Raw genomic sequence first — 25,836 nt, 5'->3', positions numbered from 1 at the left:
GCGCGGCCCTCGCTCAGAACGCCACGCGCAGCGTGATATCGGCCGTGCGCGGCGCCCCCAGGTAGGCCATGGTGCTGGTCAGGCTGGCGGCGTAGACGCGGTCCGTGGCATTGCGCAGCCGTGCGATCACCGTCATGCGCGGGTCGATGCGGTAGCTCAGGCCCAGGTCCAGCAGGGTGTAGGCAGGCCAGGACAGGGTATTTGCCGCGTCAGCATAGATACCGCCCACGCGGCGCAGCCCTGCGTTGACCTCCAGCGCGGGCGTGATGCGGTAGCTGGTCCAGAGGTTGAGCACGCTGGCGGGCGTGTTCGTGGGCCGCTTGCCGGCCAGGGATACGCCGCCTTGCTGGTAGTTGTCATAGCGCGCGTCCACATGGCTCCAGTTGCCCTGGATGGACCAGCGCGGCGTGGGCGCCAGGCCCATGGACAGCTCCACCCCGCGCGAGGACTGCTGGCCCACCAGCACCGTGCGCGTGCTGTCCTGCGGGTCCTGGGTGGAGATGTTGCGGCGCGTGATGTGATAGACCGCCAGCGCCGCCGTTCCCTTGCCCTGCCAGAACGACAGCTTGCTGCCCGCCTCCACCTGGCGGCCCGTGGTCAGCCCGGTGTTGTTGATGGCGTCGGCAAACGAGGCGCCCATCAGCATGCCCGACGGCGGATCGGCCGCCGTGGAGAATTGGGCGTAGAGATTGGCCTCGGGCGTGGCATCCCAGACCAGGCCCACGCGCCCGGTCGTCGGGCTATAGCTGCGGCTGTAGCTGGCGGGCAGCGCGGGCGTTACATCGCGCCGGTTGGTCAGGTCCACATCGATGCGTTCATGGCGCAGGGCGGTCAGCAGGTGCAGGGCCGGGGTGAGGGCCGTGCGGTTTTCCAGGTAGAGCGCGGTGGTGGTGACCTTGTTGTCGCGATCGGGCCTGAATCCGGGCGCCATGCCGGGAATGTCGTAGAAGTTCTCTGTCGTGAAATCGTAGGGATTGACCGTGCTCACCGTGCCCGACAGGCTGTTGGGAAAGCGCGTCTGCCGGTTCACGCTCACATCCAGGCCAAAGGCCCATTCGCTGCGCCGGCCGGCCAGCTCGCCCAGGTAGCTGCCTTCGATGCGGTCGCCCACCATGCGCTGGTCATGGCGCTGCAGCAGCGCGGCCGAGCGCACCACCGCGCTGTTGTCGGGCGTGAAGCGGTAGGTCTCCACGTTGCGGTAGTCGCGCAGCGCGTCATAGGCGTAGAAGGTGTTGCTCAGCTTGAGCCGGTCGCTGGCCCGCCATTCGGTGATGGAGCGCAGCCACTGCACGCGCTGGGCATACAGGCCGTCGGCACTGTTGTAGTTCTTGCCGAGGGTGGCCTCGTCAATGCGGGCCTGGCCGCGTAGCGGGTTGAGCAGTGGCGTGCCCCAGTAGGGGCGGTCCACGCGCTCATGCTGGGCCTCGTAGGCCAGGGTGTGCGTGAGGCCGCCACCCAGGTCGGACAGCAGCGAGGCTGCCAGTTGCGTGGAGCGCGACTGCGTGCCGCCCACCCAGCTGCCGGCATCGCGGTGGTTGAGGTCCAGGCGCAGGTAATGGGTGGTGCCCTGGCTGGCGGTGGCATCGCCCAGGCGGCGGTTCAGCCCTACGGAGGCTTCCTTCAGCCCGTAGCTGCCCAGGCGCAGCTGGCCTTCGGTGAAGCTGTCGCGCTGGGCCAGCTTGGTGATGTAGTTCAGCGTGCCGCCTACGCCGCCTGCGCCGTAGAGAAAGCCGGAGGCCCCGCCGATGGCCTCCACCCGGTCGTAGATCCAGCTGTCCACGGGCCGGGCCGCAATGGAGTACTGCAGGTTGATACCGTTGAACAGCTGGCTGACCGAGCCCGTGCCGAAGCCCCGGTAGCTGATGCCGATGTTGCCGGGCGGGCTGTAGGCCGTGACGCCCGGAATGGAGCGCAGGATCTCCTGCGTGTCCTGGGCGCCGCGCGCCTCGATGGCCGCGCGGTCCACGATGTGCACCGAGGCCGGTGTCTCGCGCGCCGTCAGGCCCAGACGGCTGGCCGTGCCTACGGTCTTGTTCAGCGGCAGCAGTCCGTTGGCGTCGGCCGTGGCCTGGTCGGAGACTTCGACGGCGGGCAGTGCCGCCTCGGCCAGGACCTGCGCGTGTGCGGCAGGCGCCCATGCGGCGCCCAGCGCACAGTACAGCGCCGTGGCCAGGGGGTGGAGACGAAAGGCGTGCGTGTACGCGCGCACCGGCGCCGTCATCGCGGGGAAAGGGGAAGAATTCACGAACTGACTCCGGGTCTTGCGCCGCGCAGGCGGCGCAGTCCTGGGCCGCAGGCGCGGCACAGGCGGGCCGGGCGCGCATCAGCAGGCCCGGCGGCGATTCAAGAGAACACGGCAGTCAGTGCGGGAGGGCCGCGCGCCGGCAGCGGCGCGCGCGTGACGGAGGCAATGTGCGCCGCCACCAGCGGCAGCAGCGCGTGGGCCAGCGGCTGCTGGTGGGGTATCGCCATCTGTGGCAGGGCCGGCGGTGGTGCGCCGACGGGCAGGCACATCGGGCAGTCGAGCTGGTGGTGGCCCATGCCCGGGGCTGCGCTGTCGCCCAGCGCCACCAGCTTGACGTCGCCGCTGGCCGTGCAGACCAGCTCGAAGCCCTGTGGATTCACCAGGGGCGAAGCCACGGCAACGCCCAGCGTCACGGCAAACCAGGCCAATATCAGCCGGGTGAGCCAGAACGAGGAGCGAAGCGCTTGCATGGGCCGTGATTATGGCTTGGCGGCAGGCGTGGACGTGAACAGGCTGCCGCCCAGCTTGACGCCGGCCTTCAGGCCGCGCTTGGCAAACCAGCCCTGGTTCATCTCCAGCACATAGCGCACGGGCTTGGCCGAGCAGTGCGAGTCCTCGGTCATGGGCTTCATGTCGGCCAGGTTCACGATGGTGCCGTCATCGGCCACGAAGGCGGCGGTCAGCGGCAGCAGGGTGTTGCGCATCCAGAAGCACTGCACGGCGGGCACCTCGAAGACGAAGATCATGCCCTCCTGCGCGGGCATGTCCTGGCGGAACATCAGGCCGATGGCGCGCTCGCGGTCCGAGGCGGCCACCTGGGCATCGATGCGATGGAACCCGGCCGTCAACTCCACGCGGCGCAGATTCATCTGGGGGGTGCCCTGGGGCTGTGCGCCTGCCGATACGGCGGCACCGGCCAGGCAGGCGGCCATGAGCAACCGCTGCAGCGCGCGGCGTGAAAGGGATGTGTGGAGGGGGGTCGAAGGCTTCGTCATCTTGCACATTCTGTCGCAGGGGGAGTATGGCCGGACGCAAAAATCGGCCTGGCCGGGCCATCATGGCCGGGCGGGCGGCAAAAAGCCCGCAGGGCATTGCTGACTTGCGGGCTTTTTTTGAGGGGATGCCGGCTGGCATCCCGTGGCATGGATCAGGCCACGGCCTTGTGTGCCTTCTTCGTGGAGCGCTTGGCGTGCTTCTTGCCGGAGTGCTTGCCGCTCTTGGCGACCTTGGCCTTCTTGGCTGTGTGAGCGGGAGCAGCTGCGGAAGCGGCCGTGGGAGCCGACATCGGCGCTTCGGGTGCTGCGGCGGCCTGTGCGAAGGCGCCTGCGGCAAACGAACCGGCGATCAGGACAGCGAGGAGTTTTTTCATATATGCCATTTCCTAGAAAAGCGGTAGAAGCCAAGTTGAATCAGACAACGGTGCGAAATTCTTGATGCACCGCACATGCTCAACGCGCTTACTGTATCGCCGTTGACAGGAGGGCGGCCCGATTGTCGTTAGAATTTTCTGCACCAAATTCGTGCCCGATCCGGGCATTCACTCTTGCCTCGTGCACCAGCCAACGGAGACCCGTCCCCATGAACCGCTTCCAGCACATCCAGGTGCCGGCCGAGGGCCAGAAGATCACTGTCAACGCCGACATGTCGTTGAACGTGCCAGACCAGCCCATCATTCCTTTCATCGAAGGTGACGGCACCGGCGTGGACATCACGCCGGTGATGATCAAGGTGGTGGATGCCGCCGTGGCCAAGGCCTATGGCGGCAAGCGCAAGATCCAGTGGATGGAGGTCTTCGCAGGCGAGAAATCCACGCGCATCTACGGCCCCGATGTGTGGCTACCCGAAGAAACCATGCAGGCCCTGCGCGAGTACGTGGTCTCCATCAAGGGCCCGCTGACCACGCCCGTGGGCGGCGGCATCCGCTCGCTGAACGTGGCGCTGCGCCAGGAGCTGGACCTCTACGTCTGCCTGCGCCCCGTGCAGTATTTCAAGGGCGTGCCCTCGCCGCTGAAGGAGCCCGAGAAGACCAACATGGTCATCTTCCGCGAGAACTCCGAGGACATCTACGCGGGCATCGAGTACGAGGCCCGCAGCGAGAACGCGAAAAAGCTCATCGACTTCCTGGTCAAGGAAATGGGCGTCAAGAAGATCCGCTTCCCCGAGACCTCGGGCATCGGCGTCAAGCCCGTGTCCATCGAGGGCACGGAGCGCCTGGTGCGCAAGGCCATCCAGTACGCCATCGACAATGACAAGCCCAGCGTGACCCTGGTCCACAAGGGCAACATCATGAAGTTCACCGAAGGGGGCTTCCGCGACTGGGGCTACGCGCTGGCGGCGCGCGAGTTCGGCGCCCAGCCCATCGACGGCGGACCCTGGCTCAAGTTCAAGAACCCGCGCACGGGCCGCGACATCGTCATCAAGGACTCGATTGCCGACGCCTTCCTGCAGCAGATCCTGCTGCGCCCGGCCGAGTACTCGGTGGTGGCCACGCTCAACCTCAACGGCGACTACATCTCGGACGCGCTGGCGGCCCAGGTCGGCGGCATCGGCATTGCGCCCGGCGCCAACATGTCCGACTCCGTGGCCTGCTTCGAGGCCACGCACGGCACGGCCCCCAAGTACGCGGGCAAGGACTATGTGAACCCGGGCTCCGAAATCCTCTCGGCCGAGATGATGCTGCGCCACATGGGCTGGCGCGAGGCGGCCGACCTGGTCATCAGCGCGCTGGAAAAGGCCATCCAGAGCAAGCAGGTCACCTATGACTTCGCCCGCCTGATGGACGGCGCCACCCAGGTGTCGTGCTCCGGCTTTGGCCAGGTGATGATTTCCAAGATGGACTGAACTGCGCAGCCACGGCGAGGCCACCCGCCCCGCGTGGCCGCGCCGAACTCAAGGCGCCGTGATGGTGACGGGCACCGTCGCCTGGGCGCTGCGGCCCAGGGAATCACGTGCCACCACCAGCAGCGCATAGCTGCCGGCCACAGGCTGGGCCCACCGCATGCTGATCGCGGAGCCCTGGGCCGCGAACACCATGCCCAGCGGCACGCCGGACAGGGAGACGGACACGGAGGTGGCGCCAGGCGCCGACACGCTGATCGTTGCGGACAGGGGGATGCCTGCCTTGCCCTGCACGGCAGCGGCGGTGATGGCCAGGCCGGTGCCCGCTGTACCGGCGGCGGCCACCTTCACCGTGAAGACGGCGCTGCCGCTCAGTCCGGTCGCCGTGTCCCGGGCCACCACCGTAACGTTGTAGTTGCCCGCCACGGGCTTGGGCCAGCTCACCAGGCCGGTGGTGCTGATGGCCATGCCGGAAGGCGCGGAGACCAGGCTGTAGCTGACGGGGTGGGGCGCGGTTGCGGCGGCGCTGAACGATAGCGCCACGTTGGCCGTACCGCTGATGCTGGCTCCGGTGACCACGGGAGGCTGGGGCGGTGCGATCCTGACCGTATAGGCCGCCTGCCCGGTCAGGCCTGTTTTTGTGTCCGTGGCCCGGGCCGTGATGGCGTAGCTTCCCGCCACGGGGGCTGGCCAGGTGACGATGCCGGTCGTGGCTGCGATCGTCATTCCCGTTGGAGCGCCTGCCAGGTTGTAGCTCAGCGGGTTGCTGCCTGTCGCCGACACGGTGAAGCTCAGGGCCTTGCCGGCATCGCCCGAGATGGTGGCCGCGGCCACGATCGGTGCCACCGCAGCGGGTGTGGCGGCGCCCAGTGCGCTGAGCAGATCCGTGGCATTGGGCGTGCCAAGGCCGGTGAGTTCGTCAAAGCCTGCACGCGCAGAACAGGTGGCGCAACTGCCGTGCGAGCCGCTGGTGATGTCGGCGAATGCCCTGGAATAGCTCGTGGGCGTTGCCGCCACCTTGCCGTACAGCATGGGCTGGGTGCTGCCCAGGGGTGCCAGCGCAGATTGGGCGCGCATGGCGTTGGCTACGGCGACCAGTCCAGCCCACATCGGGGAAGACAGGCTGGTGCCGCCGGCGCTGACCCACTGCACGGCCGTGCCGCCCGAGGGGATGACGGCCAGATAGTGCCCGGTGGACGGATCCGCGTTCATTGCCACATCGGCCACGGTGCGGCGGCTCAACCCGCCCACGCCCGGCACGCCGCTTTGCTGGTAGGCCGATGCGGGCACGTAGGCGCTGATGCCGCCTCCGGTGCCCGACCAGGCCACCTCGGAGCGGCTGCCTGCCCCGGAGTAGCTCAGCGAAGTGCCTCCAACCGCGAGCACCCTGGAGGAGACCGAAGGCCACATCACACCCGCTCCCCAGTCGCCGGTGGCAGCCAGGTACGTCATCTGGCTGGCGCCGAACACGGAGTCCACCGAGGTGGTCCAGCTGCCCTCGGCCGTGCCGAAGCTCATGGAGAGCGCTCCCGGGCCCATGGCATTGGCCAGTTGCACGGCACGCAGCAGGCTGTTGGTCGATGCGTCAGGCGCCTCGATCAGAACGATGCGTGCAAGCGGTGCTATGGCATGCGACCACTGCACATCCAGCGCGATCTCGGTGGCCCAGCCTGCGTTGTAGGCCGGTGCGCTGGCCGCCAACTGGCCCGATGTGTCGCTGTACGCCACCAGCAGCTCGCAGCCTGTCGAGGGTGCCGCGGGCATGGGCAGCGGGGTCGCGGGCGCCAGTACCCGGCCAGTACAGCCGGGCAGGCCGAAGCGCTGGTTGAAGGTGGCCAGTTCGGTCGCGACGTTGGGGTTGTGGTAGGCATTCACGACGTAGATGGTCTGACCTGCGCCCATCTGCGCTGCCTGTGCCGGTGTGAGTGGGCTGCCGGACGGTGCCAGTGCGGGAAAGCCATAGGCTGCCCGAACCTGCGCCGGGGTGTAGGTCACGATGGAGCCAGAGGCCAGGGGCGTGGGCGTGCCCTGCTGGGATGTGATCTCCATGGATGGCTGTCCGCGCTGGGCTGCCAGCAACTCGTCGGGGGTGAGCCTGCGGGTGGACAGCGATCTGGTCTGAGGCGGCAGGATGCTGGCCACAGGCGGCAGCTGCGCCCCGGCGCCTGCAACTGCGACGCCTGGCCCCTGCGGTGGCTCCACAAATACGGGGGCAATGTGGAACTGCGGCTGCGCTATGGCCGAGCCCACGGTGTCGTCCAGCACCACGAGGTTCTCGAGGGTCGTCGTGCCGGAGGCCAGCGGGCCGGCCACCGACTGGGAGGGGGAGGCCGTGTCGCTTCCCCCTCCGCAGGCTGAAAGGGCTGCTGCGCACAGCGCCGTGGTAGCCCACCAGCGCGGTGGTGCGAGGAAAAGGTTCAAGCGAATCGTGCGGCAGGGTGCCATGCTGATCTCCGTCAATTGTGGCCATGCACGGCCCTGGCGAAGTCGCATGCAGGGGCCGGCAGGAACGACGGAACCTGGCAACCCCGCTGTCATGCCCGCCCGTCAAAGGGCGGGGGTAGACCGGAGGCTTTGCGACCCCGCCTTTCGTACGGGTGTGCTGGTTCACAAATTGTAGGTAAATTTAATATTTTTATCAAATTGTATTTTATCAAATATGCTGATTTTCACTGGCGCAACCGTGCACCTCCAGCAAGTGCTCTGGGTCCTCAGCCTTGCCCTGGCAGGGCGCATCCGTCTGCATCACATCCGGGCGCGTCGGCGGGGGCAGCTGATCCACCCTGAAGTGCCGACACCTGTTCGACCCACTCGCCCAGTTGCACGGCCCAGCCATCGGCATCTCCCAGCCAGGGCCCGATGTCGATGCGCTGGACGGCGCGCTGGCCCGGCTGCTCGGCCTCGGGGTGGTCGAACTCCAGCGCAAAGGTCGGGAAACCCTGGCCTTGGGCCAGTTCCAGCCATTCGCGTGCCTCGGTGATATGCGCCTGGGTGGCAGCGCCGGACAGGCGCTGGAAGGCCTGGGCAAAGGCCTGGCCGCCCAGGCCCAGGTCCCGGGCCAGTTCCTGCAGCACGGCGGGGTCGCTGATGCGGCGGCCTTCCACATAGTGGGCCTGCTGCTGGCGCGCCAGCATGTCCAGGCCACGGCCGGCGACCTCTTCGGCGGCGAGCAGGGCCGTGGTCGGCGGCTCGGAGTCCAGCACGGCGCCCAGGTCGTTGAGCAGGCCGTCGAAGTAGGCCGTGCCGAAGGGCTGGCCCGTCATCTCGGCAATGCGCTGGTCGTGCGGCATCACGTGGCCGCGCCAGTCGGCCGTGATGGTGCGGGTATGGGCGCCCGTGAGCATGCCGCCGCCATGCCATTGCAGCGTGACGCCGGGCACGCTGCGCGCGGCCTTGACCAGTGGCGCGGCGGCATAGCACCAGCCGCACAGCGGGTCGAAGATGTAGTGGAGGACAAAGGGCGGCTGCGCGGTCGTGGTCATGGCAGGAGCGGGCTGTGATGAAGGCGCCCACTGTAGCGGCTATTGGCTTGGCCGTGGCGGGGCGGGGCTGCAGGCAGAATGGGCGACCGCCACCTTGCTGCCACCGTCGATCCCGTCTGCATTGCCATGCGCCTGAAATCCACGCCGCGTTCGCCCGATCCGTCCGCTTCCTCCTCTGCCGGCACGGCCGCCGAGCCCAGCGTCCAGTCCGTCGCCCGCCGCGGCATGCTGGGTTTTCTGCTGTTCTGGCTGCTGGTCATGGGCGTGCTGTACTGGGCCATGCAGATGTACCTGAAGCCGGCCGGCGTCAAGGTCCAGGCCGATGGCACCGTGGCCATTGCGCGCGACCGCGACGGGCATTTCCGCGTGGAAGGTGCCGTCAACGGGCAGCCCGTCATGTTCCTGGTGGACACGGGCGCCAGCATGGTCGGCGTGACCGAGCCGCTGGCCGAGCGTGCGGGCCTGGACGGCGGCGAGCCCGTGCGCTTTCGCACCGCCAATGGCGAGCGCGACGGCCGCATGGTGGTGGCCGAGCAGGTGCGCGTGGCCTCTCTGGTGGTCAGCGGCCTGCGCGTGGGCACGGGCTATACCGGCAGCACGGACAGGGATGCGCTGCTGGGCCAGAACTTCCTGCGCCAGTTCGACGTGGAAATACGCGGCGACCGCATGCTGATCCATCCGCGCGGCAGCGGGTCTTCGCCCAGGCTGTAAGTACGTAAGTAAATAAGTAAGTAAGGGAGAGGGATATGACAAACAACGGCTTTCGCATCGACAGGCGCAGATGGCTGCAGACGGGCGCAGCCCTGGCGGCGCTGGGCTGCACGGCCTGTGCCAGCGTGGGGCAGGGCGGTGCCTCTTCCACAGGCACCGGCCTGGCCGACGATCTGGGCGAACGCCTGGACCGGGGCGTGCAGAGCGGAGAGCTGGCGAACCTGCACGCCCTCGTCGTGATGCGCCACGGCCGGCTGGCGCTGGAGCGCTATTTCGAGGGAGAGGACGAACGCTGGGGCGAGCCGCTGGGCAAGGTGGCCTTCAACACCGACTCCCTGCACGATGTGCGCTCGGTCAGCAAGAGCATCGTCGGCCTGCTGTACGGCATGGCCCTGGCCGAAGGCAAGGTGCCCGCGCTGGACACGCCCCTGGTCCAGGCCTTTCCCGCCTACAGCGATCTGGCGGCCGATGAGGGCCGGCGCGGCATCCTGGTCTCCCATGCCCTGGGCATGACCATGGGCCTGCAATGGGACGAGGAGATTCCGTACTCCGACCCGCGCAACAGTGAAATCGCCATGGAGCGCAGCAGCGACCGCTACCGCTACGTGCTGGAGCAGCCCGTCGTCGCCCCGCCCGGCGAACGCTGGTGCTACAGCGGCGGTGCGACGGCACTGCTGGGCCATCTGATCGCGCAGGGCAGCGGCATGCCCCTGCTGGACTATGCGCGCCACAAGCTGTTTGCCCCGCTGGGCATCGACAAGGCCGAGTGGACGCCTGGCACCAACGGCGAGGCCGCCGCCGCCTCTGGCCTGCGCCTGCGGGCGCGCGACCTGGCCCGCATCGGCCAACTGGTGCTGCAGCAGGGCGAGTGGCCGGGTGAAGGGCAAGGAGGAAGGCAGGGCCGGGCGCTGGTGCCCCGGAATTGGATTGTGCAATCCATGCTGCCGCGCGTGGACGCCTGGCCCGGCCTGCGCTACGGCCACCACTGGTATGTGGGGCAGACCCGCGCGGGCCTGGCGTACTACATGGCCATCGGCCTGGGCGGCCAGCGGCTGGTGGTCGTGCCCCAGCATTCGCTGGTGTATGCCGTCTTCATGGGCAACTACGACAGCCCCCAGCAGGTGCAGCGCGTGGCCGCCGTGCAGGGCCTGATCGCCGCTGCCTTGCGTTGACAGCCTTGCCCTGACAGCCGAGCGCGGGCACGTCGGGCGTGCGAGAATCCCCGTTTCCAAGGTCGGCCGCATGCCCGGCTCGCGCAAGCAAGGCGCGAAGCGGGGCGGGCCGGTGCGTGTCGAGGCTCGATCCACTTTCCTGGTTCCGGTGCCGGTCCATGAGCCCCTGAGGCCATGGCGCCGGTTGTTTCTGCCTCCCGCATGATCGCCAGATCACCGTTTGCCCGTGTCCCACCGCCAGCCTATCCGCATCGCCGACCGCCACCAGTTCGACACCCTGATCGACGCCCGTTCTCCTGCCGAATTTGCGCAGGACCACATTCCCGGCGCCATCAACTGCCCCGTGCTCGACAACGAGGAGCGCGCCCGGATCGGCACCATCTACAAGCAGGTCAGCCCCTTCGAGGCCAAGCGCCTGGGCGCGGCCATGGTCTCGGCCAATCTGGCGCGCCATCTGCAGGAAACCTTCGCCGACAAGCCCGCCAACTGGAAGCCGCTGGTCTACTGCTGGCGCGGCGGCCTGCGCAGCGGCTCCATGGTCACCTGGCTGCGCCTGGTCGGCTGGGATGCCCAGCAACTGGCCAACGGCTACAAGTCCTATCGCGGCCATGTGATCGAGCTGATCGATCGCCTTGTGCCCCAGTTGCGCCTGCAGGTGCTGTGCGGCGCCACCGGCAGCGCCAAGACCCGGGTGCTGCATGCCCTGGCCGAGGCCGGCGAGCAGGTGCTGGACCTGGAGGGCTATGCCAGCCACAAGGGCTCCTTGCTGGGCAACCTGCCCGGCGTGGAGCAGCCCAGCCAGAAGTACTTCGAGACGCTGCTGGCCCAGCAGCTGGAGAGCTTCGATCCGTCGCGCACCGTGTACGTGGAAGGCGAGAGCGCCAAGATCGGCCGCGTGTCCCTGCCACTGGTGCTGGTCGAGCACATGCGCCAGTCGCCCGTGATTGCGCTCGATGCCACGCCCGAGGCGCGCCTGGCCTACCTGCTGCGCGACTACGCCTACCTGGGCGACGATCCGCAAATGCTGGCCGACAAGCTCGGCTGGCTCAAGGAGCTGCAGGGCAAGGAGACCATCTCGCGCTGGCAGGCCTGGGCGCATGAGCGCAGCCTCTCGCCGCTGTTCTCCGAACTCATGGCCCAGCACTACGACCCGCACTACGAGCGCTCGCAGGAGCGGCATTTCACGCAGTGGCGCACGCGCCGCAGGGTGCAGGCCGACGACCTCAGCGAGGCCGGCATCGCCGCGCTGGCGCGCCAGATACTGGCGCTGGATGCGGCATCAGCCGGGTGAGCCGACCTTGTGGTTCAGGCCGGTGAGTCGGCCAGCACCGGGTACAGCGACACCAGCAGCAGGGCCGCCATGCACCAGTTGAAGCGGCGCAGTGCCTGCGGCGAGCGCAGTGCGCGCCCCACGGCGCTGCCGAACAGCGTCCAGACGCTGACGCTGGGATAGTTCACGATGCCCAGCACCAGGGCCGCCAGCACCAGGTTGATGAAGAAATCCTCGCGCGGCGTGTACGTGGCAATCACGCCGATGGCCATGATCCAGGCCTTGGGGTTGACCCACTGGAAGGCCGCCGCCTGCCAGAACCCGAAGGGCCGGGCGCCCGCGTTGCCGCCGTCGATGCCGCCGCTGCCCGCAATCTTCCACGCCAGCCAGACCAGGTAGGCCGCACCCAGGTACTTGAGCGCGGTGTAGATCACCGGCAGGCGTTCGAACACCGCGCCCAGGCCCGCGCCCACCAGCAGCACCATGACCACCACGCCCATGGTGATGCCCAGCATGTGGGGCACCGTGCGGCGGTAGCCGAAGCTGGCACCCGAGGCCGTCAGCATCACATTGTTGGGGCCGGGCGTGACGGAGCTGACGAAGGAGAACATGGCCAGCGGCAGCAGGAACGAGGTGTGGGCGGTATCGAAGGGCATGGTGTCAGAAGGCAAGGCTGGGAATCCGGCGCCCTGTCTGCGCATGCCGCAGGCCGCGGCGCCGTCAGGCCATGCTAATGGCAGCTTTCGGTACAGTAGCAGTACACTTTGCCATAACAATTTGCCAACTGGCCTGCCCGTATGACCCTGACACTCGATCCGGCCGCCATGCCGAATACACCGCAGGCACCGCGCGCATCCTCCGATACGGCTTTCCAGGCCGCTGCACCCTGGCGTCCGCTGCGGTCCTCCGATCTCTCGCTGGTCGATCAGCTCGTGGACCATTACGGAGGTCTCATCCGCCACCATGGCCTGCGCGCGGGCTCGCGGCTGCCCTCGGTGCGCGCGCTGGCACAGCAGGCTGGCGTCAGCCGCGATACCGTGGTCCAGGCCTACGACCGGCTGGCTGCCCAGGGCCTGGTGCATTCCCGGCGCGGCTCGGGTGTCTTCGTCAGCGCCCGGCGCGCGGCCCAGGCCGTGCCGCGCGCCAGCCAGGGCCTGCCCACGCTGGAGCAGGGCGCTGCCTTCGATACCGCCTTTCTGTTGCGCAGCATGTTCCGCGAAGGCATGGAACACTCGGGCGGCGCCGGCATGCTGCCGCCCGACTGGCTGGACCAGGAAATGCTGGCCTCGGCCCTGCGCGCCGTGGGCCGCAGCACGGGACCGGGCCTGCTGACCTATGGCGTGCCCCAGGGCTATCTGCCGCTGCGCCAGCAGATCGCCTCGGTGCTGCAGGCCCAGGACGTGCCTGCCCACCCCGAGGCCCACCTGATGACCGTGGCCGGCGTCACGCAGGGGCTGGACCTCATCGTGCGCAGCCTGGTGCGCCCTGGCGATACCGTGCTGGTGGAAGACCCCGGCTGGTTTCTCATCTTCGGCCGGCTCAACGCCCTGGGCGTGAACGTGGTCGGCGTGCCCCGCCTGCCCGGCGGCCCTGATGTGGAGGCGCTGGAGCGGCTGGCCCGCCAGCACCAGCCCCGGCTTTTCATCCTGAACACGGCCGTGCACAACCCCACGGGCCAGACCCTGTCGGCTGGCGTGGCCCACGAGGTGCTGCGCATTGCCGAGCGCCACGACTTCTACCTGGCCGAGGACGACACCTACTCCGACTTCCTGCCCGGCGTGCCCGTGCGCCTGGCCGCCATGGACCGGCTGCAGCGCGTGCTCCTGGTGGGCGGCTACTCCAAGACCCTGGCCGGCAGCCTGCGCGTGGGCTATGTCGCGGCACACACCGATCTGATACGGCGGCTGACCGACCTCAAGCTGCTGGGCGGGCTGACCACGGCGCTGCCGGGCGAGCAGGTGGTGCACCGCGTGCTGGCCGATGGCCAGTACCGCAAGCATGTGGACCGCCTGCGCGAGCGCGTGGACCGCGCGCGCAACCGCTGCCTGCGCATGCTCGAAGCCCTGGACTGCCGGGCCCCGCACGAACCGCAGGCCGGCATGTTCGCCTGGGTGGACTGCGGCGTGGACTCGGAGGTGCTGGCCCGCCATGCCGCGCCGCAGGGCCTGCTGCTGGCACCGGGCCTGCTGTTTTCGCCCAGGCAGGCCGCGGGCAGCATGCTGCGCATTCCCGTGCCCATGGTGGAGCAGCCCCAGACCTGGAAGATCCTCGGCCACCTGCTGGCGCAGCACCGGGGCGGTGGTGGATGACTGGATGACGGGATGGTGCAGCAACGCTGCCTGACGGGAGGTTGACGCTGCCGGTGCCAGGGCATGTAAGACAGAGCATCGGGCTTCGGCGCCCCGGTAGTCCGCTGCTATCGTTCCGGGATGACTATTGAGCTTGTCTTGCCGGGGAGGGCCGGCCGCAGAGCCGGGGTGAACGACAGCCAGCCCCGACCGGGAGGTGGCACGGCGCGCCGCCTGGCGCCGGTGCTGGCGCTGCTGCTGACAGCGGGCTGTGCCGACACGCCCGCGCCGCGCGGCAAGGTGGAGGGTGCCTCGTTCGAGCCCAGCGAAATCGTGCAGTCCGACAGCAACCGCATGGCCACGCTGGCCATGAAGGAGAATCTGGACAGCCTGATGCGCATCATGGACAAGCTCTACCTGCGCAACCCCGCCGAGTGGAAGAAAACCGCTGAAAGCCGCGAGGCCGCATCCGCCTACGTGCGCATCGCCATCACCGAGCGCCAGCCCTGGGCCGACCTGCGCGGCGCCCAGGACGTGGCCGCGCTCTCGCTGGCGCTGCAGCCCGACTTCAAGGGCGACCGCGTGGCCGCCTTCGTCCATGCGCTGGCCGACACCATCATCACCGCCCATGGCGGGCGCACCAGCTTCACCCTGGTCCACGGGCTGGACCCGCAGCTGATCTACAACGCCGCACGCAACGTGGAAGTGGCCAACTGGATACTCAACTCGCGGCGCAACGCAGCGGGCGGGCCGCTGCTGCTGTCCAACCACCTGGGCGACGACGCGCGCAACCTGAGCTTCGAGCGCGAGATGGGCAAGATCATCGGCCGGCTGGACCTGATCGCCAACTACACCACCGAGCGCTACAGGCGCTCCTTCATCGGCTATGGGCAGGGGCTGGTGGCTGGGCCGTTCATGCAGTTCCTGCCCGTGCGTTGAGGCGCGGCCTCAGAGCCTGTAGCTGAGCGTCACGGCCACCGAGCGCGGTGCTCCGTAGCGCGCCAGGGCCCCCGACCATGAATAGCCAAGATCCTGGTAGTAGCGACGGTCCAGCAGGTTGTCCACGCTCAGCTGCACATGGGCATTGGCATTGACCTGGTAGCCCACGCCCAGGCCCAGCAGGGCGTAGCTGCGCTGCGTGGTCTCGAAGCCGGTTTCGCGGCGGAACATCTTGCTTTGCGCATGCAGCGATCCGTACAGGCTCCAGCGCCCGTACTCGCCGGGCAGGCGATAGCTGGTGTAGAGCTTGAGTAGATGCTGGGGCTCGTCGGTGCTCACGCGCTGGCCGATGTTGGTGGCAATCCGGTCCTTGGTGTAGCGCGCCCGCACATAGGTGTAGCCGGCCGAAACCTGCCAGCCGGGCTGCAGCAGTCCGGACAGCTGCAACTCCAGGCCATCGCTTTGGATCTCGCCCGCCGCGCGAAAGCAACTGATGGCGCCGCTGGTGGGGCAATTGGCATCGTCACGCACGGCACGGTTGCGCTGCGTGATGCGGAACACCGAGGCGCTGGCATGGAGTCGCCCGTCAAAGTACTCGCCCTTGGCGCCCAGCTCGTAGTTGGTGCCTGTCATCGGGTCCAGGGTGTTGCCCCGCACGTCCATCGAGCTTTGGGGCTGGTAGCTCTGTGTCAGGCTGGCATAGACCGAATGCCTGTCATCCACGTCATAGACCAGGCCCGCATAAGGAACGAACTTGGCGCTCTCGTCCAGGCTGCGCTTCCAGTTGGGCGTGCCGGTGTACCAGCCCGTCGTGTCCTGCTCGTACCAGCCCAGACGCCCGCCCAGAATCAGGTGCAGCGGATCGGCCAGGCTGAAGTTGCCGCTGGCGTAGATGGCTTTTTCGCGCGTCTTGCGGCCCCACAGGTCGCCATTGGCAGGCACCGAGCCGGTCCAGGGCGCGGAGTAGGGATTCCAGGTGGCAATGTCGACGATGCGCGAGGCTGACGACCCCCAGGTCTCGGCCGCATGCGAGCTGTCATTGCGGTAGCTGGCGCCCACGGCGATCTCGTGCGCGCGCCCGAACCACTCGACCGGGCCCCGGGCGCGCAGGTCGGCCACGGTCTGGCGTGTGCCGTAGCGCCAGCCCGTCTCGGACTGCTCCAGCTGTGTGGTCGATCCCGCGACGCGGCTGTTGGTGGTGTTGCGGATGTCGGAATCGGCCTCGACATGGTTGATGCCCAGCTTGACCGTCCAGCCGTTGCGCAGGCGCTGCTCCAGATCAACGAACACGCCATCGTTGTCGCGGTTCTGGAAAGACCCCGCGTTGTTGAGGAAGGTGGAGCGCGGCAGGTCCATATGGCCGCCATCGGGCAGGGTGGGCAGGCCCGTGAACACGCCCTTGGTGCGCGTGCGCTGGCGGTAGGCGCCCACGCCCAGCGTGGTGTCTGGCGTGAGGTCCGCTTCCACGATGCCGTACAGGCTGGCATTGCGGGTGTTGGTGACATCGACAAAGCTGTCGCTGTCGCGCCAGCCGCCCACCACGCGAGCGCGCACGCTGCCGCTGGCATTGAGCGCACGGCTTGCGTCCAGCGAGGCCTGGCGGTTGTTCCAACTGCCCAGGCCCAGCGTGGCATTGAGCAGCGGCTGGGCCGTGGGACGCTTGCGCACCAGGTTGACTGAGCCCGAAGGCGCGCCCACGCCATCCATCAGGCCCGTGGCGCCGCGCACCACCTCCACGCGGTCATACATCAGCAGGTCGGCCGAGACATTGCGCGAATTGAAGCCCGTCACATCCAGCGGCAGGCCGTCCACATTCACATGGTCCAGCGCAAATCCGCGCGCGTAGAAGGTGGACTCCGAATCGGTCACGGCCTGGTTCTTGGCGTACAGCCCGGGCGTGACCTTGGCAATGTCCTGCAGGGTGCTCAGGTGGAAGTCATCCATTTGCTGGCGCGTCACCACGCTCACGGACTGCGGCGTCTGGCGCTGCGACAGGTTCAGCCCCGTGGCGCTGGCCATGCTGGGCGTGGTGTATGAGCCCGTGCCTTCCGTGGCGCTGCTGCGCTCCGCATCGGCCGTCACATTGACGGTCTGCAGCGTGCTGGCGGAAGAGGGTGGGGTGGGACCTGCCGCAGCAGGCAAGGGCGCGGCAGCCTTCAGTGAAAAGCCTCCGCCAGGCTGCTGCACGGCTGCCACGCCGCTGCCCGCCAGCAGTTGCTGCAACCCGGCAGACACGCCGTGGCTGCCGGTCAGCCCGCCCGTGCGCAGGCCCGCCACCAGTGCCGGGTCATAGGAGAGGCTGACGCCCGCTGCGCGGGAGAAGCGATCCAGTGCCGCATCGAGCGGACCTGCTGCAATGCTGAAATCGCGCGTGAGCGCTCCGGCCTGGCCAGTGGCCGTCTGCGCCCATGCTGCGCCTGAAGGCACGAGGGTCGACATCGCCATGCCGATGACGGCGGCTTGCACAAGGGTGACAAGCGGCCGGGGACGCCACTGTGGTTGGCTACCGGGCCTGGGCGGGTGATGACGGGACATGCTGGGTTCTCCTGGATGGAATACGGGAAAGGATTGAAGGACTCATTCCCAGGCCGTACGAAAATCCGGATCCCCTCACTTTTTCTGAAAAAAAGTGGAAATCACTGGCCGGATGCCGGCCCCACATGAACCCACCAGCGCGTACGCCGGCTGATGCTCACGGGCTGCGTCTGCGCGATGAGCTGGAGCACCTGCTCGGTCTGGCGCACATGGAAGGTGCCCGACAGGCGCAGGCCTGCCACGCGCTCATCGCAACTGATGTGCCCATGGCGGTAGCGCCCCAGTTCCGCCAGAAGGTCACCCAGGCGGATGGCCCGGCCTGCCATCACGCCATCTGCCCAGTCGTCCGCACCAAAGTCCGGGGGAGGTGCCGGGGTACTGGCATCGGCCGACAGCCACCACGGCGAGCCGGACATCGCGGTTTGCCGTGCGGCGCTGTCTGCGGCCTTTGCAGGCGTCAGCCGTACGGCGCCCTCCTGCACGCTGACAAGGGCCCGATGCTTGTGCAGTCTGACCACAAAGCGCGTGCCCAGGGCCTGTAGATCGCCAAACGGCGTGCGCACCCTGAAGGGCCGGTGGCCGGGTGCAGTCTCGTCGGCGCCCGTGGTCACCAGGATTTCCCCACGGCTGAGCACCACCAGGCGCTGCTGCGGGTCCAGCTCCGTGCGGATGGCCGTGTCCGTGTTGAGCACGATGGTGCTGCCATCGTCCAGCCTGACGGTGCGCTGCCCGCCCACCGAGGTGCTGGCGCTGGCCAGCAGGCGCTGCCAAGGCGTGTGGCTGTAGACCATCCAGCCCGTTGCCGTGGCGATTCCAGACAAGGACAGCAGCTTGAGGGCGCGGCGGCGCGAGACGCTGCGGGACTGGCGCAGGCGCTGCGCTGCATCCAGCGTGTCCAGTGCCAGGCGTTGCGGTATGCGGCCAAAGTCAGTCCTTAGCGATTGCACCCGATCCCAGGCCAGGGCGTGGGCGGGCTGCGCATGCAGCCATTGCTCGAAGGCCTGCCGTGTGTCGGGGCTGGGCGTGTTGAAGTCCAGCCGTACGGACCATTGGATGGCTTCGTCGATCAGGCCGGGCGAAAGATCGCTGCTCATGCCCCGAAGCGCAGTGCGTAGCAGTGGCTCAGGGCCGTTGCGATGTAGCGCTCGGCCGTGGCCAGGGACACGCCCAGTCGTTCGGCGATCTGCGGGCAGGTGAGTCCTTCCAGCTGCGCCCACAGAAAGGCGCTGCGCACGCGGGGCTTCAAGGCATTCAGCATGCGGTCTATGGCGACCAGGGTTTCCAGGAAGATCAGCCGGCTTTCCGGCGAGGGGGCCTGCGCCTCGGGCATGAGGGCCAGGGTCTCCAGCCAGGCGCGCTCCAGCTCGCGGCGGCGCCAGTGGTCCACCAGCAGGCCATGGGCAATGGTGCTCAGGTAGGCGCGGGGCTGGCGCAGGCCGGTTGCGTCAGGGCCGGGTTGGCGGGTGAGCAGGCGCATGAACACGTCCTGCGCCATGTCGGCCGCGTCGAAGGAGTCGCCCAACCGGCGCCGCAACCAGCCCTGCAGCCAGCTCTGGTGGCTGTGGTACAGGCTTTCCAGGCTGGTTGTCGCCTTGGCGGACTGGGAAATCTGCGCGTCCATGGAGCGTCCATTCAACGAATGCAATCACGGGGCTCGTCATGCATTGCGAAGGGCCGGCGGCGGCTGCGTCCATGGCGTGAGCTAACGAGAAAGGCGTGATTATAGATTTGGTAATGAGAATGAATCGCAAATGGAGCGCAGGCACAACCATTCGCACGCGGGCAGGCCGCGCGCGAGGCTGCATGATCCGCGTCAGCCGTTCAGCTGCACAGAACGATGGTGACCAGAGCGGAGGTGTCCTCGATGGCGCGTACCGCATGCGCCATGTTGGCCGGCAGGTGCATCAGCTGGCCGGCCTGCAGGGACTGGCGGCTTTCGCCGAGCATCACCTCCAGCTCGCCTTCCAGGCAGTGCAGGCTGACGCTGCCCGGCACCTTGTGGGGCGGCAGCGACTGGCTGGCGCGCAGCACCACGCGGATGACCTCCATGTCCTGGGACTTGAACAGGGCGCAGGTCCGGGCGCCCGCCAGCCGCGCACCAAACGGCAGGACATCGATGGCTTGAGCGGTCAGTGCAAAGGGGGTGGCCATGGCGGACCTCCGGGCGTTGGCGGGCAATACTGCCATTGTCCTCCGAAGCACCGCAATCCATCAACCGCAGCTGTGTGACAGCAGGGGCTTGTGCAGGGTCTCAGCCCGGCACGCTGGCCTCCACCAGCAGGGTCAGCAACTGCAGTGACTCCTGCCAGCCCAGGTGACAGGCCTCGGCGGGAATGACGGCGGGCACGCCTTCCTGGGTCACATCCATTTCAGTGCCGCAGAACACCTCGCGCAGCGTGATGGTGGTGATCATCTCGCCAGGCAGTTGCGGGTCGTCGAAGCGGTCGGTATGGCGTACCAGCCGACCGGGCTCCAGGTCCAGGAACTCCCCGCCGAAGCCGCTTCGCCCGCCCGTGGACAGATTGACGAAGGCCATGCGGTAGCGCCCGCCGACCCGGGCGTCGAACTCGGGCACCTCGCAGACGTAGCCGTGGGGCGGCAGCCATTTGGCCAGGGCAGCGGCCGTGGTGAAGGCCTGGTACACGCGCTGCGGCGGCGCCTTGAGGACGCGGTGCAGCCGGATGGTGTGGACGGTGTGCGACATGCGGAACTCCTTGGCGTGGTGTCGTGCAAGGCTGCCAGCCTCGCACCGATGCAGTCCTTGCGCAAGAGGCGGGACATGGAGCCTGACGCAGGATTCAATGATTCATAAATCGAATCCTTGCTTGGTTTTAAAGAATTGGACTTGAATCATTGACGCCCGCACCATGGCGGCGAGCGCTGGATACACAGCGCCGCTTTCCATAGGAAACAGGATAGAAAACAGGAGACAAGCAAATGAAGCATTCCCCGTTGCGCAGGGCCCTGGCCCTTGGCGCTATCAGCAGCATTGCGGCCGTGGCCGCGCCCTCCGTGTCGGCACAGGGTGGTTACCCCTCCAATCCCATCACCCTGGTCGTGCCGTTCGCGGCCGGCAGCGGCACGGACGCCGTGGCGCGCCTGGTGGCCACCCGGCTGGGCGAGCGGCTCAGGCAGCCCGTGATCGTGGACAACAAGGCCGGCGCCAATGCCCAGATTGCCGCCAACCATGTGGCCAAGGCCAGGCCGGACGGCTACACCCTGTTCATGACCACCAACACCTCGCACTCGGCCAACCCCTGGCTGGTCAAGGGCCTGAAGTACGACCCCGTCAAGGACTTCACGCCCGTGGCGCGCGTGGGCGAGCTGCCGTTCGCGCTGCTGGTCCACCCCTCCGTTCCGGCCAAGACCGTGCAGGAACTGATCGACTACGCAAAGGCCAATCCCGACCGCCTGTCCTACGGCACGCCCAACAGCACCTCGCTGGTGGCCTCGGAAACCTTCAAGTACGTCACGCACACCCAGATCACTTCGGTGCCCTACAAGTCCAGCCCGCAGGCGCTGACCGACCTCATGGGCAACCAGATCCAGGTCTATGTGGCCGACCTGGGCTCGGCCTGGGGCACGATCAAGACCGACCGCGTGCGCACCCTGGCCGTGACGGCGGCCAAGGGTTCCACCCTGCTGCCCAATGTGCCGGCCATCGGCAAGACGCTGCCGGGCTTCGACATCACCTCATGGAACGGCATCTTCGGCCCGGCCGGCATGTCGGCCGAGATCACCGAGCGGCTGAACACCGAGCTGCAGGCCATCCTCAAGGACAAGGCCGTGCAGGAGCAATTGGCCCAGGTCGGCTTCGAGGTCTGGCCCACGGCCACGCCCGCCGAGTTCGCCACCTATGTGAAGGACCAGATGGCCCGCTGGGGGCAACTGGTCAAGCAGGCGGGCATCGAGGCGCAGTGAGGGAGACCGGCATGCAAGAAGCGCAGCAGGGGCAGCAGGAGCAGCAGGGACAGCAAGGCCCTCTTGCCGGCGTGAAGGTGCTGGACATGACCTCGGTGGTCATGGGCCCCTTTGCCACCCAGATCCTTGCGGGCCTGGGGGCCGAGGTGATCAAGGTCGAATCGCCCGAGGGCGACAACATGCGCCACGTCGGCCCCATGCGCAACCCCGCCATGGGCCACATCTTCCTGCAGGCCAACCAGGGCAAGCGCTCCGTGGTGCTGGACCTCAAGCAGGGCGCCGCGCGCGAGGCCCTGCTGCGCCTGGCCGAAGGCTGCGACGTGCTCATCAGCAACGTGCGGCCCCAGGCCATGGCGCGCCTGGGCCTGGCCTACGAGGACGTGGCTGCGCGCAACCCGCGCATCATCCACGTGAGCTGCTGCGGCTTCGACCAGCGCGGCCCCCATGCGGCCCGGCCCGCCTATGACGATCTCATCCAGGGCGCCACCGGCGTGCCCTGGCTGGCGCAGCAATACGGCGGCGGCGAGCCGGCCTATGCCCCCATGACCCTGGGCGACCGCGTCACCGGCCTGCACGCGGTCTACGCCGTCACGGCCGCCCTCTATGCGCGCGAGAAGACCGGCAAGGGCCAGGCCGTGGTCGTGCCCATGTTCGAGGCCATGACCCAGTTCATCCTGGGCGACCACATGGCGGGCCTGTCGTTCGAGCCGCAGCTGGGCGGCCCCGGCTATGCGCGCCTGCTCACGGCCCACCGCAGGCCCTACCGTACGCGCGACGGCCATCTATGCGTGCTCATCTACAACGACAAGCACTGGCACAGCTTCTTCACCGCCATAGGCCAGCCAGGGCGCATGGCCGAGCCCATCTTCGCCACCCACAGCCAGCGCGCCCTGCACATCGATGCCGTCTATGCCGAAGTCTCGCGGCTGATGGCCGAGCGCAGCACCGCCGAATGGCGCACGCTGCTGGACGCGGCCGATGTGCCCAACATGCCCATGGCCTCGCCCGAGGACCTGATCGCCGACCCCCAGCACCAGGCCACCGGCTTCGTGCACGAGATAGACCACCCCAGCGAAGGCCGGCTGCGCACCACGGCCAGCCCCACGCGCTGGAGCGCCACGCCGCCCGCAGAACGCGCCGCCCCCGCGCCGCGCCTGGGCGAACACACCCTGCAGGTGCTGCGCGACGCGGGCCTGACCGAGGCCGAACTGGCCGCCCTGCAGGCCAGCCGTGCCTGCAGCCAGGCAGCCCCGCTGCAAGACACACCACCACAAACACAAGTGCAAACACAAGCACAAACAGAAGGAAACCGCCCATGCCCCGCTATCTGATCCGCGAACAGGACGTGCCCGGCTACAGCCCCGCCAACCACCACGGCACCGTCAACCGGCGCCTGGTCAGCGCCGCCAACGTGGGCGCGCGCCATATGGAACTGGTGCTGGGCACGCTGGAGCAGGGCGGCGGCGCGCTGCCCCATGCCCACCCCGGCATGGAACAGGCCTGCTACCTGCTGGCCGGCACGGCCGAAGTGGAAATCGACACCCCGCACGGCAAGGAGAGCTTTGCCATGCAGCCCGGCGACACCTGCTTCTTCCCCGAGGACTGCATGCATATCTTCCGCGTGACCAGCGCCGAGCCCGTGCGCCTGCTGGTCTTCTACAGCCCGCCGTACGGCGAGAACCCCGAGCGCGTGCGCCGACCGGCAGCCTGAGCGCCGTCACCCCACGGACACTACAAGCGAACAGCAACAAGCAACGGAGAACTCACCATGGACTTTCTGTGGAACGAAGAACAGGAACAGATACGCGACGCCGTCGAGCGCGCCTGCGCCCCCTTTGACGCCGACTACTGGCTGCGCAAGGACCACGAAGGCGGCTTCCCGCACGACTTCCACAAGGCCCTGGCCGACGCGGGCTGGCTGGGCATTGCCATGCCCGAAGAGTTTGGCGGCGCGGGCCTGGGCATCAGCGAGGCGGCGCTGATGATGCACACCATCTCGGCCACGGGCGCGGGCCTGTCGGGCGCCTCGGCCGTGCACATGAACATCTTCGGACTGCACCCGGCCGTGGTCTTCGGCAGTGATGAGCAAAAGCGCCGCTGGCTGCCCCCGCTGATCGCGGGCACGGACAAGGCCTGCTTCGGCGTCACCGAGCCCAATGCCGGCCTCAACACCCTCAAGCTGCAGACCCGCGCCGTGCGCGATGGCGACGTCTACGTGGTCCATGGCCAGAAAGTCTTCATCTCCACCGCCCAGGTTGCCAACAAGATCCTGCTGCTGGTGCGCACCAAGCCCGTGGAAGAGTGCAAGGGCACGGAAGGCCTGAGCCTGTTCTATACCGACCTGGACCGCGAACGCATCGAGGTGCGCGAGATCGACAAGCTGGGCCGCAAATGCGTGGACACCAACCAGCTGTTCATCGACGGCCTGCGCATCCCCGCCGAGGACCGCATCGGCGAGGAGGGCAAGGGCTTCTCGTACATCCTGCACGGCCTCAACCCCGAGCGCATCCTCATCGCCGCCGAGGCCGTTGGCCTGGGCCGCGCCGCCCTGGCGCGCGCCACCCAGTACGCCAAGGAGCGCGTGGTCTTCGACCGCCCCATCGGCCAGAACCAGGGCATACAGCACCCGCTGGCCCAGGCCTGGATGGGCCTGGAAGCCGCCCACCTCATGGTGCAGAAAGCCGCCTTCCTCTACGACAGGGGCCTGCCCTGCGGCGCCGAGGCCAACGCCGCCAAATACCTGGCGGCCGAAGCCTGCGCCAAGGCCTGCGAAACCGCCATCTTCACGCACGGCGGCATGGGCTACGCCAAGGAATACCACGTGGAGCGCTACATGCGCGAATCCTGGATCCCGCGCCTGGCGCCCGTCAGCCCCCAATTGATCATGTGCTTCATCGCCGAAAAGGTATTGGGCTTGCCTAAATCGTATTGACCCCCTGAGTCGCTTCGCGCCTTCCCCCTTCTCGCTGCGCGGAGGGGGACGACACCCTCGGTGCGGGGCGGCCCTTCCTCGGTGTCTCAAAGTTGAGGTGCGCGGGTTTTGTGGCTGCGAACCATCTGAAGTCCCATGATTTATCAATCTGTATTTCAGAGGTAGCCATGGTGCAAGATGCCATCTCGCTTGCTCCTCATCCGCCGCCTCTCATGAAGACCCACCTGCTGCGCTATTTCGTCGCCCTGGCCGAGGAACGCCACTTCGGCCGCGCGGCCCAGCGCCTGTGCATCACCCAGCCGCCGCTGAGCATGGCGCTCAAGACCCTGGAGCAGGACCTGGGCGCCAGCCTCATGGACCGCGACGCCAAGAACGTGCGCCTCACCCCTGCGGGCGAGGCCTTCCTGGTCGAGGCACGCAAGGTGCTCGCCCAACTGCAGCATGCGGCCGACGTGGTGCGCGGCGTGGCCGAGGGCATGCAGGGCCGGCTGGACGTGGGCATTACCGGCTCCATGGTCTATCGCCAGGTGCCGGATTTCTGCCGCGCCTTCCGCGCCGAGCGCCCCCTGGTCGAAGTCTGCCTGCATGAAATGTCCACGCGCGAGCAACTGCAGGCCATTGCCAGCGGCCAGATCGACTGCGGCTTTCTCAACATAGCCACCCCGCCAGACGGCCTGCAGACCCTGTCGATTGGCGAGGAACCCTTTGTCTGCTGCCTGCCCGCCACGCATGCGCTGGCCCGGCAGCCCGATCTCGACCTGCGCGAACTGGCCCGCGACACCTTCGTCATGTTCGCGCGCGAAGTGGCCCCGGCCAACTACGACAACGTCATCGCCTGCCTGCAGCAGGCCGGCATCCACCCCCACACCCGCCACGCGGCGCGCCAGTGGCTCACCGTCATGGCCCTGGTCTCGGCAGAGCAGGGCGTGGCCCTGGTGCCCAGCTGCATGCAGCGCGTGGGCATGAACGGCGTGGTGTTCGTGCCGCTGCGCGGTCCACAGCAGGCCATGACGCCGGCTGTCATGGCCTGGCGGGCGGACCAGCCTGCGGCGGTGCTGCAGGCGTTTATCGAGAGGGTGAGGGTTATGGCATCCACCGCCGTCAAGGGTGGTAGGGGTTGAGGGCTGTCACCTCTACAGACCCTTCGCAATAGTGCATGGCGAAAACCACCAGCTCCTTACCATTCGATTGGGTGAAGGCCTCCACGTGCCAAAAAGGCACTTTTTCTCCCGGAGAAAACGTCACCTTGGTGATATCGAATGCGTACTGAGGAAACTTCTCTTTCAGTTTTTTCAGTACATTCGTCCGAACCAGATTAAGGTCATGGTTTTCGCAAGCGGTTGCGTTTTTTGCGTCCCCGCATGCTGTGATCAGCAAGACTGAGCCAGCCAACACACTGCGCAAAAAGCTGGATCTTGACATGGTTTTTTCATATCAGCGGCCTGTGAAGTAATTGGCCAAAGCCGTTGATGGCCGGATACTGGCTGGAGTTATGCGCGGATG

General features: G+C 67.7%; 24 protein-coding genes and 1 riboswitch. Of the genes, 11 read left to right on the top strand and 13 right to left on the bottom strand.

Annotation, left to right across the window (positions count from 1 at the left end; translation table 11 throughout):
* Positions 1–13: 13 nt before the first annotated feature.
* From ACFPFG_RS01070 to ACFPFG_RS01055, 4 genes are all read right to left on the bottom strand, one after another.
* The gene (locus ACFPFG_RS01070; RefSeq protein ID WP_380110199.1) at positions 14–2,221 is read right to left on the bottom strand and encodes a TonB-dependent receptor; all 2,208 of its coding nucleotides are present in this window, start codon (positions 2,219–2,221) and stop codon (positions 14–16) included.
* A 122-nt stretch (positions 2,222–2,343) separates the two neighbouring features.
* Entirely contained in the window at positions 2,344–2,715 is a 372-nt protein-coding gene (locus tag ACFPFG_RS01065; RefSeq protein ID WP_183017971.1) for a DUF2946 family protein, read from the bottom strand.
* Positions 2,716–2,724: 9 nt separating this feature from the next.
* Positions 2,725–3,177: a DUF192 domain-containing protein gene (locus ACFPFG_RS01060; RefSeq protein WP_232245930.1), complete on the bottom strand. Its 453-nt coding sequence runs from the start codon at positions 3,175–3,177 to the stop codon at positions 2,725–2,727.
* A gap of 215 nt (positions 3,178–3,392) precedes the next feature.
* Positions 3,393–3,614, bottom strand: coding sequence for a hypothetical protein (locus ACFPFG_RS01055; RefSeq protein ID WP_012205488.1), 222 nt, complete (start codon positions 3,612–3,614; stop codon positions 3,393–3,395).
* Positions 3,615–3,823: 209 nt separating this feature from the next.
* Between ACFPFG_RS01055 and icd the strand changes: the two genes are divergently transcribed.
* On the top strand, positions 3,824–5,086 hold the full coding sequence (icd, locus tag ACFPFG_RS01050; protein WP_183017973.1) for an NADP-dependent isocitrate dehydrogenase: 1,263 nt from the start codon (positions 3,824–3,826) through the stop codon (positions 5,084–5,086).
* Between the two features lie 48 nt (positions 5,087–5,134).
* On the opposite strand, the gene ACFPFG_RS01045 is transcribed toward icd, so the two are convergent.
* Positions 5,135–7,504 (bottom strand): S53 family peptidase, encoded by a 2,370-nt coding sequence (locus ACFPFG_RS01045; protein ID WP_380104474.1) that lies wholly within the window; start codon positions 7,502–7,504, stop codon positions 5,135–5,137.
* Positions 7,505–7,601: 97 nt separating this feature from the next.
* A riboswitch (cyclic di-GMP riboswitch) is annotated at positions 7,602–7,697 on the bottom strand.
* A 97-nt stretch (positions 7,698–7,794) separates the two neighbouring features.
* Positions 7,795–8,565 carry a DsbA family protein gene (locus tag ACFPFG_RS01040; RefSeq protein WP_380104472.1) on the bottom strand — a complete coding sequence of 257 codons (771 nt, stop codon included), beginning with the start codon at positions 8,563–8,565 and terminating at the stop codon, positions 7,795–7,797.
* A gap of 78 nt (positions 8,566–8,643) precedes the next feature.
* Here ACFPFG_RS01040 and ACFPFG_RS01035 point away from each other — a divergent pair, with 78 nt between their 5' ends.
* The 3 genes from ACFPFG_RS01035 to mnmH all read left to right on the top strand — a co-directional run bounded on the left by ACFPFG_RS01035 (position 8,644) and on the right by mnmH (position 11,739).
* Complete coding sequence (locus tag ACFPFG_RS01035; RefSeq protein WP_312376433.1) at positions 8,644–9,276, top strand: retropepsin-like aspartic protease family protein; 633 nt, start codon at positions 8,644–8,646, stop codon at positions 9,274–9,276.
* Positions 9,277–9,311: 35 nt separating this feature from the next.
* On the top strand, positions 9,312–10,448 hold the full coding sequence (locus ACFPFG_RS01030; RefSeq protein ID WP_380104470.1) for a serine hydrolase domain-containing protein: 1,137 nt from the start codon (positions 9,312–9,314) through the stop codon (positions 10,446–10,448).
* A gap of 226 nt (positions 10,449–10,674) precedes the next feature.
* Positions 10,675–11,739 (top strand): tRNA 2-selenouridine(34) synthase MnmH, encoded by a 1,065-nt coding sequence (mnmH, locus tag ACFPFG_RS01025; RefSeq protein WP_183017977.1) that lies wholly within the window; start codon positions 10,675–10,677, stop codon positions 11,737–11,739.
* 14 nt (positions 11,740–11,753) lie between these two features.
* Here mnmH and ACFPFG_RS01020 read toward each other — a convergent pair whose 3' ends face one another.
* Positions 11,754–12,389 carry a LysE family translocator gene (locus ACFPFG_RS01020; RefSeq protein ID WP_197956321.1) on the bottom strand — a complete coding sequence of 212 codons (636 nt, stop codon included), beginning with the start codon at positions 12,387–12,389 and terminating at the stop codon, positions 11,754–11,756.
* 126 nt (positions 12,390–12,515) lie between these two features.
* Here ACFPFG_RS01020 and ACFPFG_RS01015 point away from each other — a divergent pair, with 126 nt between their 5' ends.
* On the top strand, positions 12,516–14,027 hold the full coding sequence (locus tag ACFPFG_RS01015) for an aminotransferase-like domain-containing protein (RefSeq protein WP_380104468.1): 1,512 nt from the start codon (positions 12,516–12,518) through the stop codon (positions 14,025–14,027).
* Between the two features lie 120 nt (positions 14,028–14,147).
* A complete protein-coding gene (locus ACFPFG_RS01010; protein WP_380104466.1) occupies positions 14,148–14,945 on the top strand; it encodes a hypothetical protein in 798 nt (265 codons plus the stop codon).
* 9 nt (positions 14,946–14,954) lie between these two features.
* Here the strand turns inward: ACFPFG_RS01010 and ACFPFG_RS01005 are convergent, their stop codons facing one another.
* The 5 genes from ACFPFG_RS01005 to ACFPFG_RS00985 form a co-directional block, all read right to left on the bottom strand.
* Positions 14,955–17,390: a TonB-dependent siderophore receptor gene (locus tag ACFPFG_RS01005; protein WP_380104464.1), complete on the bottom strand. Its 2,436-nt coding sequence runs from the start codon at positions 17,388–17,390 to the stop codon at positions 14,955–14,957.
* Positions 17,391–17,581: 191 nt separating this feature from the next.
* Complete coding sequence (locus tag ACFPFG_RS01000) at positions 17,582–18,574, bottom strand: FecR domain-containing protein (RefSeq protein WP_380104462.1); 993 nt, start codon at positions 18,572–18,574, stop codon at positions 17,582–17,584.
* Positions 18,571–19,101, bottom strand: coding sequence for a sigma-70 family RNA polymerase sigma factor (locus ACFPFG_RS00995; protein ID WP_380104460.1), 531 nt, complete (start codon positions 19,099–19,101; stop codon positions 18,571–18,573). Before ACFPFG_RS00995 ends, ACFPFG_RS01000 begins: the two co-directional genes overlap by 4 nt.
* 200 nt (positions 19,102–19,301) lie before the next feature.
* Complete coding sequence (locus ACFPFG_RS00990) at positions 19,302–19,631, bottom strand: cupin domain-containing protein (RefSeq protein ID WP_013802496.1); 330 nt, start codon at positions 19,629–19,631, stop codon at positions 19,302–19,304.
* 100 nt (positions 19,632–19,731) lie between these two features.
* Positions 19,732–20,184 carry an SRPBCC family protein gene (locus ACFPFG_RS00985; RefSeq protein WP_197956318.1) on the bottom strand — a complete coding sequence of 151 codons (453 nt, stop codon included), beginning with the start codon at positions 20,182–20,184 and terminating at the stop codon, positions 19,732–19,734.
* A gap of 233 nt (positions 20,185–20,417) precedes the next feature.
* Here ACFPFG_RS00985 and ACFPFG_RS00980 point away from each other — a divergent pair, with 233 nt between their 5' ends.
* From ACFPFG_RS00980 to ACFPFG_RS00960, 5 genes are all read left to right on the top strand, one after another.
* Positions 20,418–21,401 (top strand): Bug family tripartite tricarboxylate transporter substrate binding protein, encoded by a 984-nt coding sequence (locus ACFPFG_RS00980; protein ID WP_380104458.1) that lies wholly within the window; start codon positions 20,418–20,420, stop codon positions 21,399–21,401.
* A gap of 86 nt (positions 21,402–21,487) precedes the next feature.
* Entirely contained in the window at positions 21,488–22,732 is a 1,245-nt protein-coding gene (locus tag ACFPFG_RS00975; protein ID WP_380110197.1) for a CaiB/BaiF CoA transferase family protein, read from the top strand.
* The gene (locus ACFPFG_RS00970) at positions 22,717–23,112 is read left to right on the top strand and encodes a cupin domain-containing protein (RefSeq protein ID WP_380104456.1); all 396 of its coding nucleotides are present in this window, start codon (positions 22,717–22,719) and stop codon (positions 23,110–23,112) included. The genes ACFPFG_RS00975 and ACFPFG_RS00970 overlap by 16 nt, the downstream gene beginning before the upstream one ends.
* 57 nt (positions 23,113–23,169) lie before the next feature.
* Positions 23,170–24,333, top strand: coding sequence for an acyl-CoA dehydrogenase family protein (locus ACFPFG_RS00965; RefSeq protein ID WP_183017985.1), 1,164 nt, complete (start codon positions 23,170–23,172; stop codon positions 24,331–24,333).
* Between the two features lie 167 nt (positions 24,334–24,500).
* On the top strand, positions 24,501–25,454 hold the full coding sequence (locus ACFPFG_RS00960) for a LysR family transcriptional regulator (RefSeq protein WP_380104454.1): 954 nt from the start codon (positions 24,501–24,503) through the stop codon (positions 25,452–25,454).
* Here ACFPFG_RS00960 and ACFPFG_RS00955 read toward each other — a convergent pair.
* Positions 25,435–25,755: a hypothetical protein gene (locus ACFPFG_RS00955; RefSeq protein ID WP_380104452.1), complete on the bottom strand. Its 321-nt coding sequence runs from the start codon at positions 25,753–25,755 to the stop codon at positions 25,435–25,437. The two genes, ACFPFG_RS00960 and ACFPFG_RS00955, sit on opposite strands and share 20 nt — an antisense overlap.
* Positions 25,756–25,836: the final 81 nt, after the last annotated feature.

Origin of the sequence: Delftia deserti, assembly GCF_042653485.1 — a bacterium.
Taxonomy (GTDB): domain Bacteria; phylum Pseudomonadota; class Gammaproteobacteria; order Burkholderiales; family Burkholderiaceae_C; genus Comamonas; species Comamonas acidovorans.
Note: the sequence above shows the minus strand (reverse complement) of the source record. Positions and strands in the feature narration are given on the sequence as shown.